Source organism: Mogibacterium timidum ATCC 33093 (assembly GCF_000525775.1).
In the GTDB taxonomy this organism is placed as follows: domain Bacteria; phylum Bacillota; class Clostridia; order Peptostreptococcales; family Anaerovoracaceae; genus Mogibacterium; species Mogibacterium timidum.
This window is the reverse complement of the sequence record NZ_JALU01000013.1, coordinates 28,213-41,969: the sequence shown is the minus strand read 5'-3', so window position 1 is coordinate 41,969 and position 13,757 is coordinate 28,213. Positions and strand designations below refer to the sequence as shown.

The following is a 13,757-nucleotide window of genomic DNA, read 5'->3' as shown; positions in this document are numbered from 1 at the left end:
TGTCCACCCTCTATCTTCTTTCAAAAAAGATAAAACCGCTATAGCCATTGAAATTTCAATGGCTATAGCGGTTTTGTAACACGTTTTTTGTCCTATAAGCCGCTTTTTACATCGCAGCTTGGCATCTTCTTGAATACCTGTGCTATACCTTTTAGCCAATGCTTATATACCGAGTATACCGAACGTCAGATGCCGTTTTGTTATCCACAGCGGCATTTCACACGGTTCCGGGTCTTATCCCTAAAATCTGATCTAAACAGGAATCGGCTGTGTCACAGCTGCTATTCACCACTGCTTTAATACAGATAATCTTCCGTCAGATGTGACTTTCTAACCATAGCACCGTACAGCTCCGAGCTCTTCATGAGCTCCTCGTGACTGCCTGAACCAACTACACGCCCATCATCAATAACTATAATTTTATTAGCCTTCTCTATTGATTTCATTCGGTGAGATACTACAATTACAGTTTTATCCTTGATCAGCCTGTTTATGCTGCTCTGAATCTCCATCTCATTTTCCACATCAAGCGAAGCGGATATTTCATCAAGCAATATTATAGGCGAATTCTTCAGAAAAGCTCTTGCTATGGAGATGCGCTGTCGCTCACCCCCGGATAGCTTTGAACCGTTTTCTCCTATTATAGTCGCATATCCATTCGGAAGCTTTGAAGCTATCTCATCCACATTTGCGAACCTCGCAGCTTCCAGCACCTCTTCATCAGTAGCATCCTTTCTGCCCAGTCTGATATTCTCCATGACGCTTGTGTTAAAGAGCTCAACATTTTGGAACACAATTGATATCTTATTAAATAGAGATGCTGTACTAATAGCCTTGATGTCTTCGCCACCAACTGTTATCTTGCCTTTATCGTAATCGTATAAACGAGAGAGAAGCCTCAATATAGTGGTCTTACCACAGCCGGAAGGTCCAACTATTGCTGTAACGGCATTTTGATCAGCCTTGAAACTTATTCCGTTTATAACCTTATTGTCGCCATATTGAAATTCCACATCCTTAAAGCAGATATCATAGCTGTTTATCGCTTTATCAGCTCCTGTCTGCACATCCTCATCCATTAGTCCTCTGATTCGGCCGAAGCTGTCCTCAAAGAAAAACATCGTCATAATGAACTCGGCAAGAGCTGCGTACTGATGAGAAATCGTCGTTACCGCCATCAGATATCCTACGTAGTACAGAAGACTTATGCTCCCATTTGCAAATAATGCCGCTCCTATAGTTGCTACCAATACAGGCCCCAACAGCGGAATAACCCGTATTATCGAACTGTTAATCGCCATTGTAAATTCCGCTGCGATGTGAATTTTCTCCGTATTATCAAGCTTTGATATAACATCGTCTCTGATTTCATTCTGCATCGAATAGCTTTTAATCTCCTGCTGCATTTCAAATGCATTCTGGAATGAGTTTGCGTTCTCAAGCAATTTCTTGTAATATACCTTGACCTTTTTTGTTTGCAGATTCCTGGTCATGAACAAAAAAGCAAACCCGAACCAGATAGGGAGTGTCACTGCAAGACCTAGAATAAGATTCCCGATACACATCATTACGGTTATTATGATAAAAAAAGCTGCAAACCCTAAGCTTTCCGGAACGGCGTGAGATATAGCCATTTCAATATTGCTAACATCCATCATAACTGTCTGAGACAGGTCTGACAGATTGTGGGTAGAAAAATACGAAAGAGGCAGTTCCTTAATCTTTTTAGCTAGTTCTATTCTGAGATTGGTGCTTTCCTCGTACGTAACATCGTATGTGAGTCTATATTCCCTAGCTGTAAGCAGGTACATCACAATCGCTATCGCCACTAGCATCCCGATATAATAGGAAGGTGACTTAAGCTTTCCCGATATCAAATCATTAAGAAAAACGAATACAAGAACAGGCGGCATCAAGAACGTCACATATTTACAAAACGACGCTCGAGCCGCTCTCATCATATTATCTATGCCGGTGTCGGTAAGCGAGAAATATCTCTGCAATTTATTTTTCATTATGATAGCCTCCATTCATTCGCCTGATTATACAGCTGCTGTAAGCTCTTGTACTTGCTGTCTGTTGACATAAGCTCATCATGCGGGCCTCGTTCGGATACCTTGCCGTCTTCAATAACAAGTATTTCATCAACATTCCTGATACTGGAAAGCCTATGTGCAATCATAATCACGGTTTTACCTTCCATAAGCTTTGAAAAGGCCTGCTGCATCTCATATTCATTCTCCGGATCGCTGGCAGCGCTCGCCTCATCAAGGATTATGATTGGAGCATCCTTAAGTATGGCTCTGGCAATCGCAATTCTCTGAGTCTCACCACCCGATAAATGAACTCCCTCGGCGCCTATAATCGTGTTTTCCCGTTCCTCGAATTTATCGATGATGTTCCCGCACATCGCATATTCAAGAGCCTGCATAACCTCTTCATGCTTGCATCCCGGTTTACCTATTCTCACATTCTCATAAATGCTTGTCTTAAACAGCTTGGCATTTTGAAACACAAAAGCAATCCCGCGCTCAAGTGTTTCACTTTTATATTCTGTGATATCAACCCCGCCGATTCTGAGATGTCCGCTTACTACCGGGTAAAATCCTGATGCAAGCTTGGCAATCGTGGATTTACCGCTGCCGGATGATCCCACCAGCGCATATCTTCTGCCTCCCGCAAGCTTTAGATTGAAATCCTTTAGTACATCAACGCCTTCTTCATAGCTGAATGTCACGTTGTCAAATTCAATGTCATAGCTCGTCATTGACTCGACCTTCCCGTGGGAAAGCTTATCCCTGTCCATTTCATCGAAAAGACCCTCGAGCTTGTCAATGGCATCCTTTGCCAGTTCAAAATTCTTGCTGAAGAACATCACCTTAACAAAGGCATTCATCAGAAGTCCCGAGAAGGATGCAAAGAACACAACAAGACTTATCACTTCACTTATATTGGATGCATTTGGCAACAGCTTAAGGGCAACAGGTATAATGAGTGCCGCCAAGCACAGCATGCAGGTCTGAAAGGCAACATAGGGTCTCTTGCACATCTGGCATTGCCTGTTAACTACATCAGAATATCTGATAATTGATTTGTAAAGCCTCTCGAAGGATTCAACAACCATATCAAATATCTTGATCACCTGTATCCCCCTGACATATTCAACCGTCTCCGAGTTGATATCTTCCAGGGCTCCCATGTAATCCTTCATCATATCGGGATCTGAATACATGAATTTAAAGCATATGCTTGCCGCAATCACTGCTAATATTATCAGTATTCCAACATACCTGCTAACCATAAATGAAATAACCAACAGACATATCGGAAACAGCACTGCGTTTACAGAATCAGGCAGCATATGTGCTACAATCGTATGCGTATTTGAAGAATTATCATCTATAATCTTTCGCGTGCGGCCTGACGGGTTCATATCAAAGAACGAAAATGAAGCGTCAAGCAGCGCATTTAAGCCCTTCTTCCTCATATTTGTTTCAAGCCTAAAGGCGAATAAATGGCTGAATAAAAGTGCTGATAGATACACGACAGTATATAAAATTGTAGTTCCGAATATTAGATATGACAGCTTGCTGATCAACGTCCGGTCGGCATTTCCCGTTATCTCATTTAGCATCTGCCATAGAAAATAATAGGGGATAAAAGACAGTATCGTTGCCACACCCGACAATATCATCGCTGCAATCATGCAAGCCTTGCGTTCCTCGGCGTAGCTGAACAGCTTCCTAAAAGTATCCATTCTTAAACCTCCTCTAATCTTTTTTGTATTAAATAAAAGAACCCGGAAATACCCCGGCAAACGCCGAACATCGACAGATTGATTAAGGTATTATGAAATTCAATCCGCACAGCTCTGCAATACATTTAATATGCACACCGTTTATATTTATTAAAGAGATGCATTTGATGTTAGTTAGTGTACTCTAACCATTTATGTTAGCATACTCTCCCATCTATAAAAATGCAATAACTTCGGATAACTTTTATTGTCATTAGCTGTTCACTGATTGGATGCGGTTTCAATAAATACAGGGACAGCTATCTGCTTCTCCGAAATCTGCAGGATAGGTGAAATAACTTTCTCGGCTTATTTAGCAATATAAGCGCATTAATTTTTGATATAATTTTAAAAAATCGCAAACTATATTGTGAAATTTAATAAACTATGTTACAATCTTTATTGTTTTAAACTAAAAAATATTTTAAAAAGGGGACATACCAATGGACAGAAAATTCACTATGAAGGATTACATTGCTCTAGCCTCCCTCCTCTTCGGACTATTCTTCGGAGCAGGAAATCTGATATTCCCGGCACTCATGGGACAGATGGCAGGCGACCACACAGCTAGCGCTACGCTTGGTTTCGTAATTACCGGCGTCGGCCTACCGCTGCTTGGCATTATTGCGATTTCCTTGTCGCGTAGTGAAGGTCTCTATGATCTGGGCTGCAAGGTATCCAGACCATACAGCTTGCTCTTCACCTGTCTTCTATATCTGACAATAGGACCGTTCTTTGCTCTTCCAAGGACCGCAACCGTTCCGTATTCTGTCGGGCTTGTACCGGCACTCCACAAGGATTCGCCGCTAGTACTCGGAATATTCTCCCTGTGCTTCTTTGCAGCAGTACTGTGGTTCTCGCTCAAGCCTTCAGATATACTCACCCACGTCGGTAAGATCATCAATCCGCTATTCCTGGTATTCCTGGCAGTGCTTATCGTCATGTGCTTTGTGAAGCCGATGGGTTCTGTTAACGTAGCTGCTCCCACCGGAGAGTATGTGTCACACCCGTTCTTCAGAGGCTTCCTCGAAGGGTACAACACAATGGATGCTCTCGCATCTCTTGCATTTGGAATCATCATAGTCAATGCGGTTAGAAACCTCGGAGTTAAGGAACCTAAAAATATCGCTAAGGCTTCCGCAGTAGCCAGCATCGGATGCGCCGTGCTGATGGCTCTCATTTATCTGGCGCTGGTAGTCGCCGGTGCTCAGTCGAGAGGAATATTCAGCATCCAGCCGGATGGCGGAACGTTGCTCAACAAAATAGCCGGTCACTACTTCGGAAATATAGGCGCGTTCTTCCTCGCAGTTATGATCACGCTGGCTTGCCTCAAGACGGCAATCGGACTTGTAACTGCTTGTGCAGAGACATTTGGAGAGATGTTTCCTAACCGGCTGTCGTATAAGACATGGGCAATAATCTTCACGATCATCTCGTTCACATTTGCCAACTTCGGACTGGTCAAGATCATCGCTTACTCCGTACCGATGCTGATGTTCCTGTATCCGCTGACGATCGTTATCATCCTGATAAGCATCATCGGCGGACTGTACAATTACCACACGGTCGTATACAGGTGGACAATCGGCTTCACAATGCTACCTGCGATATTCGATGGCGTTAAGAGCCTTCCTGCAGGAACAGTTTCCGCACTTCATCTGGACGGATTTGTAAAAGCAGTCGGCGATTTCCTGCCATTCTCCGATATCGGAATGGACTGGGTAGTGCCTGCAGTAATCGGCTTCGTAATCGGACTCGTGTTCTACGCATCCAAGAAGGTCAAGGGGACGGCGGCAGCTTGATCTGATTCACAGCTATAAATTAATACATGTAAATAAAAACTCCCTTTGAAGTTTATTCTTCAGAGGGAGTTCTAATTTGCGGTCAATATCCTTTCTTATCCGAATCTTTCTTTTTTATATACGCTTCATATACCGTATAGATAAAGCCAAACAACACTCCGGCAATCGGCCAGACAACCCAGCTTCTACCCCAGTTGCCGAGCAAAAAACTCTGTATCATATATATAGCTGTTACTGCTGTCCAATACGCACCTGCAAATGGTGCCATCCTCTCTTCTGCACGTTTATTCTCCGGTGTGTAATCAACTTCTTGAAGCAGCTTCTTATAGCCCCCGTTGATAATTCCGACTCTTACAAATGTATGTACAGCAATTGCTACCATCATTAAAGTAAGAGGTATTGCCATAACTGCTATCTCCGTTCTGAATTGTCCGCCCATATTAAATACGAAAACAGGAAGTAATCCGACTATACATAAGAAGACACCAACAGCAATGCTGTGTCCCATTACCTCTTGGACAGGAGCATATCTGCGCTTTACTGCCGCCTCTACTCCATATCCGAGTTTAATCTCTTCCTTTGACAGATACTCATATTTAGACATTGAGAAATGGGATTTTATTAACATCGCCACCCCTATTCCTATCAAAATCAACATAGCAGCGAAGGCTATCATCAACAGAGGAGAATAAATAAACGATTCTCCATGATCACCGTTCATTTCTCCCACAGCTATATATAAACCAGGTGATATTATAAATAAAGCAACTGCCCTGGCTGTTCTTAATGCTTGCTTATGTGTCGCATCAAGATAATCATTAGCTTCTTCGAGCGATACGCTTTTGACGGAGCTCTCACTGTCAGCTCCTATATCAGAAGTCTTCTCGACCTGAGATGTTTCCGGTAAATCAATTTCATCCTTTAACAGATAGTCTATCGACACCCCAAAAACTTCGCTCATCTTGATTATCTTCTGTATATCGGGTATCGATGCTGCCGATTCCCATTTCGATACAGACTGTCTCGATACACCGATAAGGTCTGCCAATTCCTCTTGACTCCACCCATACTGCTTACGCAGACTCATTATTTTCTCTGCGATTATCATCATGCCCCCCTGTTAAGCTTCTTATCATAATTGATATATGAAGTTCCTCATTATCATATTTCTTTCGAGTTTCTCGCTCATTGATATTATTTTCATTTGATAGAGCAGCTGCGTTCTACGGTTTCATCTTATGGTAGCACCGTCCTCTTCACCACCAACTATACTTGGAAATTTGTCAACTCACAGTTGCAACTATCAATTGTAATTCAATATTATACACTAAATCACTAAAAATGCGGATTTTGAGAGATCATATCCACTCATACACATGACTGATCTACCCTCTGGAAATCTTCCGTAACACTCCTGATATAAATAGAGACCCTCGCCCATACGAACGAGAGTCCCTTCATGATATTTATTTTGTTGAAATTAAGTTCTATTTTTCAGACTTGTATCTTCCGAAGTAATCCTTGGTCAGCTTTATTACCGTGCCTGATAGCAGGAATACCGCAATCAGGTTAGGGATTACCATCAGACCGTTAAATGTATCGGCAATGCTCCAGATCAAGCCCAGATCCATCGTGGCTCCGATGATAGCAACCAGCGAGTATACGATGATAAACGGCTTGATTGCGCCCTTGCCGAGCAAGTACTCTATGCAGCGCGATCCGTAAAGGCCCCAGCCGAGAATGGTGGAGAAGGCAAAGCAGCAAAGAGCTACTGCCAGCATTACGGACACCCAACTGCCAAATGTAGCCGTGAAGCCTGAGATAGTCAGTTCGGCACCTGCCGTTTCTCCGTAGTTAACCTTGATTCCGCTACAGAGAATTACCAGAGCTGTGATAGTGCAGATTACAATTGTGTCTGCAAACACCTCGAAGATGCCCCACAGGCCCTGCTGTACCGGGTGCTCAACGTCAGCGGCTGAGTGAGCGATTGATCCGGTACCGAGTCCGGCCTCATTGGAGAATATACCTCTCGATACACCTCTTCGCATGGCCATAAACATCGATCCGACAACACCGCCGGTTATAGCTCTAGGCGAGAATGCACCGCCAAAGATCGATTCGATTACTCCCGGCAGGTTCTTGTAGTTGAATATCACAACGAGAAGTCCAAAGATTATGTAGTAAAGCGCCATGAACGGCACGAGCTTCTCTGTTACACTTCCTATTCTCTTGATACCGCCGATAAGGATGATGAGAACCATGATAGTGATGAGAATTCCGATGAATAGATTTACACCACCGGGAACCTTTTCTGAAACTGCTCCTGTCGATACCAGTGCCGAATCGATGGCTGTCGTAATGGTGTTAACCTGTGTCGCATTTCCTGTTCCGAATACGGTGAGAATTCCAAATATGGAGTAGAGCGCAGCCAGCCATCCCCATCTCTTACCCAGACCATTCTTGATATAGTACATAGGTCCGCCGACCCAGTCACCGTGGTCGTTACGTTCTCTGAAGTGCACTGCGAGAGTAACCTCAGCAAACTTGGTGCACATACCCAGCAGCGCCGATATCCACATCCAAAATACTGCTCCGGGACCGCCCAACGCGATGGCTCCGGCGACACCGGCGATATTACCAGTACCTACGGTGCCCGCAAGCGCGGTACAAACCGACTGGAATGATGTTAACGCCCCATCTCCTGCTTCCTTCTTGTTGAACATTGCACCGAAGGTGTGCTTCAGTGTGTATCCGAACTTTCTAAACTGTAGGAAGCCTGATCTACATGTCAGCCAAATTCCGACTCCCATAATGCATATCATCGATGGGACGCCCCAAATGAAAGCATTGACCGAGTCATTGATACTTGCAATCGTGTTAAGCATATATACCTCCTGTATATAAAACAAAGAATATGTATTAATTTTAAAGCAAAGACTGTCGACAAGCAATACTTTTGTTCTTGTTAATAATTTATTTTTTATTTAGTTGTGGAATTAAACAAATCAATTATTATCATCAGTTTTTATTATTGACATTTGTATCTGCAACAATTATCGTGAATTAAAACACGGTCAATTTCCGGTGTAACGGAACTCACAAAAAAAGCCGCCGCAGCTATGGAGCTTTCAATAGCTGCGGCGGTTACTATATTGCTATTTCAGCATCTTTTTGAGGTACAGGCCTGTAAATGAATCATCACAGCTTGCAACCTCCTCCGGCGTTCCGGTAGCTACGACGGTTCCTCCACCGCTGCCGCCCTCCGGTCCGAGATCGATAATATGGTCAGCACATTTGATCACATCCAGGTTGTGTTCAATCACGACTACAGTATTTCCCTCATCAACCAATCTGTTGAGCACATACATCAGCTTCTCCACGTCGGCAAAGTGCAGACCTGTAGTCGGTTCATCCAGAATATACAGGGTTTTGCCGGTGCTCTTTTTGGACAATTCAGTTGCCAGCTTGATTCTCTGTGCCTCTCCGCCTGACAGCTGAGTCGAAGGCTGCCCCAGTTTGATGTATCCGAGCCCGACATCATCGAGCGTCTTAAGGTACTTCTCTATAGATCTGTGGTTTTCGAAGAACGGCAAAGCCTCCGTTACGCTCATGTCTAGTACTTCCGAGATATTCTTTCCCTTGTATTTAACCTCAAGTGTCTCGTGGTTGTATCTGGCACCGCCGCAGACCTCACACGGCACGTACACATCCGGCAGGAAGTGCATCTCCACCTTGGTAATTCCATCACCGCGGCAGGCTTCACAACGGCCGCCCTTCACATTGAAGCTAAACCGACCCTTCTGATATCCGCGCATCTTAGCCTCCGGCATCTGTGCAAACAGATCCCTAACAGAATCGAACATGCCCGTATACGTCGCCGGATTGGAGCGAGGTGTACGTCCGATTGGGGACTGATCGATGTCGATGACCTTATCGAAGTGCCCGATACCGCAAATTTCCTTGTGCGCACCGGGCTTAACCTGAACTTTATTCGTAACACTCGCAACTCCCTTGTAAAGGATTTCATTTACAAGAGAGGATTTGCCGGAGCCGGACACGCCGGTAACGCACACTAGCTTTCCGACCGGAATTTTGACATCGATGTTCTTGAGGTTGTTCTGCTTAGCACCGATGATTTCAAGGTTTTCTCCGTTACCGGCTCGCCTCGTCTCAGGAACTTCAATCTTGCGCGTACCGGACAGAAACTGTCCGGTTATAGAGCGCTTGCACGCCTTGATATCGTCGACAGTTCCCTGAACCACCAGCTCGCCGCCGTTAATGCCTGCTCCGGGTCCTATATCGACGATATGGTCGGCAGCATACATAGTATCCTCATCGTGTTCTACGATGACCAGCGTGTTGCCCATATCAGTCAGGTTTCTGAGTGCACCCAGCAGCTTGTCGTTGTCTCGCTGGTGAAGCCCAATAGAAGGCTCGTCCAGAATATACAATACGCCGATGAGACCCGATCCTATCTGAGTAGCCAAGCGGATGCGCTGAGATTCACCACCGGACAGCGTGCCTGCGGCACGCGACAGTGTCAGATATCCGAGCCCCACCTGTTTGAGAAAATGCAGCCTCTCCCTTATCTCTTTGGTGATAAGCTTGGAAATCTGCTGCTCCCTGGGAGTCAGCTCCAGGTTGTCAAAAAATTCGATAGCAGACTCAACTGACAGGTCAGTCAGCTCGATGATGTTCTTGCCGCCGACAGTTACAGCCAAGACTGTATCCTTGAGCTTCCGGCCGTGGCAGGTCGGACAAACAGCCTCAGTCATCATACCGGCGATTTTCTCCTTGATATAGTCGGAATTTGTCTCACCGTATCTGCGCTCAAGGCTGGGAATTACGCCTTCAAAGGTGTGGTTCATATGCGAGACACGGCCGGACTTGCTGGTGTATGTGTATTTGAGCTTGCGCTCCCCGGTTCCGTGCAGCAAATCGTTTTTGAACTCAATTGGCAGATTCCTATATGCAACGGACAAATCCGTATTGTGATCCTTCGCCAGCTGATTGAGCATCTGCCTGTAGAAGCCCATAGCGTCCATCGTCGAGAACACCTGTCCCATAGCGCCTTCAAGTATGCTCTTGTCCGGATCGGTTACGACATTCTCGTCATCTATTTTGAGAGTAAAGCCGAGGCCAGTGCATGTCTCGCAGGATCCATAAGGTGCATTGAACGAGAACATCCTGGGTTCCATCTCCTCAATACCCACTCCGTGTTCCGGACAAGCCAGCAGCGTGCTAAAAGTCTCCTCGTATTCCCCGGCTGTACCGTCATCGTTCTTCTGCCGAAAGAGTACGTCTGTAACGCCCTCGCCTTCCATGACTGCAAGCTCAACCGCTTCAGCGATACGGCTGCGATTCTCAGCTCTGAGCACAACTCTGTCGATGACTATATCGATCGAATGCTTGACGTTCTTGTTGAGCTTGAACTCCTCCTGCTCGTCCAACCTCCTCATCTCGCCGTCCAGCCTGACCCTGATGTACCCGTCTCGCTTGATACGCGAGATTACGTTCTTGTGCTCGCCCTTGCGACCCTTGATGACAGGTGCAAGAACAGTCATGCGCGTGCCCTCTTCATGCGCCATGATATGATCCACAATCGTATCGATCGACTGGCTGGATATCACTCTGCCGCATACCGGACAGTGGGGAATACCTACTCGGGCGTACAGCAGTCTCAGATAGTCATAGATCTCCGTGACCGTTCCTACAGTCGATCTGGGATTCTTGTTGGTAGTCTTTTGGTCAATAGAGATGGCAGGCGATAGCCCTTCTATCAGCTGCACATCCGGCTTTTTCATGAGTCCGAGGAACTGCCTCGCGTACGATGACAGTGATTCGACGTATTTCTTTTGTCCCTCCGCATATATGGTGTCGAAGGCAAGCGAGGATTTACCTGAGCCTGAAAGCCCTGTAAATACAATCATCCTATCGCGCGGAATTGTGAGATCGACGCTCTTGAGATTATTCTCCCTCGCTCCCTTTATTACGATATTTTTCTCCACAGTTATTCCTTTCATAACGTCCACCGATATCCGTGAACGCGTGTATCATACGTTTTAGGCAGCATAATGTGTCACCAACTCTATACAGCCAGCCACCTGTGAACGCGTATGTCATACGTTTTAGACGCGTTTGCTGCTGCGCAGCTCGAACAGCAGATCCCTGAGCTCGGCTGCGCGCTCAAACCGGAGATCCTTGGCTGCCTGCTTCATCTCCTTTTCGAGATTCTTGATAGTGCGCTGCAGCTCCTTGGTAGTCATCTCCTTAGGGTTCTTGAGATCGGTGTCTCCCGTATACGCCTTGGTTGCCTCTATAACATCTCTGACGGGCTTGATAATAGTCTTCGGCGTGATGCCGTGCTTACTATTGTAGGCCTCCTGCAGCTTACGCCTTCTGACAGTCTCGTCGATGGTGTATTTCATCGCCTTGCTGATGTGATCCGCGTACATTATGACGCGGCCGTGCTCATTTCTGGCAGCTCGCCCCACAGTTTGCACCAGCGAAGTTTCCGTGCGCAGAAAGCCCTCCTTGTCAGCATCGAGAATAGCAACCATCGATACCTCCGGAAGATCCAACCCCTCTCGCAACAAATTGATACCGACGAGCACATCGAATTTGCCGAGTCTGAGATCCCTGATAATCTCCAATCTCTCGAAGTTGTCAATCTCGGAGTGCAGATATCTGACCTTGATTCCCTCGTTTCTAAGAAATCCCGTCAAATCCTCTGCCATACGCTTAGTCAGAGTCGTGATCAGCACTCTCTCGCCCTTGTCCACAGTCTTGTATATCTCACCGATGATATCGTCAATCTGTCCACCAATAGGTCTAACCTCTATAACCGGATCCAGCAGTCCTGTTGGTCTGATGACCTGCTCAGCAGTGACGCCGTGCGAGTTCTCCAGCTCGTATTTGCCGGGGGTAGCGCTTACAAACAGCAAATCATTAGTGACCTGCTCAAACTCCTCGAATTTGAGAGGCCGGTTGTCCAACGCCGACGGGAGCCTGAAACCGAATTCGACCAGCGAACTCTTCCTGGCTCTATCGCCATTGTACATAGCCCTGAGTTGTGGCAGCATCGCGTGCGACTCGTCTATGATGGTTAGAAAGTCGTCCGGAAAATAGTCGAGCAGCACGTAAGGGCGTTCGCCCGGCTTGAGGAAGTTCAGGTGCCTTGAGTAGTTCTCGACACCCTTGCAGGTTCCAACCTCCATCATCATCTCCATGTCGTAGTTAGTCCTCTGCTCGATTCGTTCTGCCTCGAGCAACTTACCGTTATCCTTGAACCATTTGACACGCTCGTCGAGCTCCTCTCTGATAGTCCCGACAGCCAGCTCCATATCCTCCTTGCTGGTCACATAGTGAGAAGCAGGGAAGATGGAAATATGGCTCCTTACCCCGGTGATTTCACCTGTGAGAGCATTCATCTCCTTGATCTCTTCTATCTCATCACCAAACATTTCAACGCGTACAGCCTCTTCTCCGCCCGCAGGATAGATGTCAATGATGTCCCCGCGAACTCGGAAAGCACCTCGATGAAAGTCTATGTCATTTCGCTCATACTGCATGTCTATGAGCTTGCGCATCATCTCGGCTCTGTCCATCTCCATACCCGGTCTCAGCGACAACAGTTGATTCCTATATGAATTAGGACTACCCAAACCATAGATGCATGACACACTGGCAACAATGATTACATCCTTGCGCTCAAGCACTGCCGCAGTGGCTGAATGTCTGAGCTTATCAATCTCATCGTTGATATCAGCATCTTTCTCTATGTATGTGTCGGTTGAAGCGACATAGGCCTCAGGCTGGTAGAAGTCGTAGTACGACACGAAGTACTCGACAGCGTTATCCGGGAAAAATTCCTTCATCTCGCCATGAAGCTGCGCCGCCAACGTCTTGTTATGCGAGATAATAAGCGTCGGCTTCTGCACCTTCTCGATTATCTTGGCCATCGTATACGTCTTACCGGATCCGGTAACGCCAAGAAGAGTCTGGAATCTATTTCCAGACTCTATGCTCTTTGCTATTTTCTCTACCGCCTGCGGCTGATCTCCTGTCATCTCAAATTCTGAATGAACCTTGAATTCAGGCATATTCCCCTCGACTTTCTGATTTTCAAAGTTATCTTGCAGTCACGCCTTACAGCATCG

Annotated in this window: 7 protein-coding genes; 1 reads left to right on the top strand and 6 read right to left on the bottom strand. The window is 46.0% G+C overall.

Annotated features, from left to right (window positions below; all coding sequences use genetic code 11):
• Positions 1-296: 296 nt before the first annotated feature.
• On the bottom strand, positions 297-2,015 hold the full coding sequence (locus HMPREF0581_RS03115; protein WP_036380409.1) for an ABC transporter ATP-binding protein: 1,719 nt from the start codon (positions 2,013-2,015) through the stop codon (positions 297-299).
• Positions 2,015-3,757, bottom strand: coding sequence for an ABC transporter ATP-binding protein (locus HMPREF0581_RS03110; RefSeq protein ID WP_036380407.1), 1,743 nt, complete (start codon positions 3,755-3,757; stop codon positions 2,015-2,017). Before HMPREF0581_RS03110 ends, HMPREF0581_RS03115 begins: the two co-directional genes overlap by 1 nt.
• A gap of 482 nt (positions 3,758-4,239) precedes the next feature.
• Between HMPREF0581_RS03110 and brnQ the strand changes: the two genes are divergently transcribed.
• The gene (brnQ, locus tag HMPREF0581_RS03105; RefSeq protein WP_051426908.1) at positions 4,240-5,598 is read left to right on the top strand and encodes a branched-chain amino acid transport system II carrier protein; all 1,359 of its coding nucleotides are present in this window, start codon (positions 4,240-4,242) and stop codon (positions 5,596-5,598) included.
• An 82-nt stretch (positions 5,599-5,680) separates the two neighbouring features.
• On the opposite strand, the gene HMPREF0581_RS03100 is transcribed toward brnQ, so the two are convergent.
• The 4 genes from HMPREF0581_RS03100 to uvrB all read right to left on the bottom strand — a co-directional run bounded on the left by HMPREF0581_RS03100 (position 5,681) and on the right by uvrB (position 13,700).
• Positions 5,681-6,709 carry a helix-turn-helix domain-containing protein gene (locus tag HMPREF0581_RS03100; RefSeq protein ID WP_084645328.1) on the bottom strand — a complete coding sequence of 343 codons (1,029 nt, stop codon included), beginning with the start codon at positions 6,707-6,709 and terminating at the stop codon, positions 5,681-5,683.
• A gap of 376 nt (positions 6,710-7,085) precedes the next feature.
• Entirely contained in the window at positions 7,086-8,483 is a 1,398-nt protein-coding gene (locus HMPREF0581_RS03095) for an alanine/glycine:cation symporter family protein (RefSeq protein WP_009643909.1), read from the bottom strand.
• A 270-nt stretch (positions 8,484-8,753) separates the two neighbouring features.
• Positions 8,754-11,621, bottom strand: a complete 2,868-nt coding sequence (uvrA, locus tag HMPREF0581_RS03090; RefSeq protein ID WP_207637007.1) for an excinuclease ABC subunit UvrA — start codon at positions 11,619-11,621, stop codon at positions 8,754-8,756.
• Between the two features lie 105 nt (positions 11,622-11,726).
• Positions 11,727-13,700 (bottom strand): excinuclease ABC subunit UvrB, encoded by a 1,974-nt coding sequence (gene uvrB, locus HMPREF0581_RS03085; protein ID WP_036380405.1) that lies wholly within the window; start codon positions 13,698-13,700, stop codon positions 11,727-11,729.
• Between the last annotated feature and the right edge of the window lie 57 nt (positions 13,701-13,757).

Bases quoted from the DNA above. Each gene is read 5' to 3' on its own strand.
- HMPREF0581_RS03095 (WP_009643909.1), bottom strand. From the start codon at position 8,483: ATGCTTAACACGATTGCAAGTATCAATGACTCGGTCAATGCTTTCATT.
- HMPREF0581_RS03110 (WP_036380407.1), bottom strand. From the start codon at position 3,757: ATGGATACTTTTAGGAAGCTGTTCAGCTACGCCGAGGAACGCAAGGCT.
- HMPREF0581_RS03100 (WP_084645328.1), bottom strand. From the start codon at position 6,709: ATGATGATAATCGCAGAGAAAATAATGAGTCTGCGTAAGCAGTATGGG.
- uvrA (WP_207637007.1), bottom strand. From the start codon at position 11,621: ATGAAAGGAATAACTGTGGAGAAAAATATCGTAATAAAGGGAGCGAGG.
- HMPREF0581_RS03115 (WP_036380409.1), bottom strand. From the start codon at position 2,015: ATGAAAAATAAATTGCAGAGATATTTCTCGCTTACCGACACCGGCATA.
- brnQ (WP_051426908.1), top strand. From the start codon at position 4,240: ATGGACAGAAAATTCACTATGAAGGATTACATTGCTCTAGCCTCCCTC.
- uvrB (WP_036380405.1), bottom strand. From the start codon at position 13,700: ATGCCTGAATTCAAGGTTCATTCAGAATTTGAGATGACAGGAGATCAG.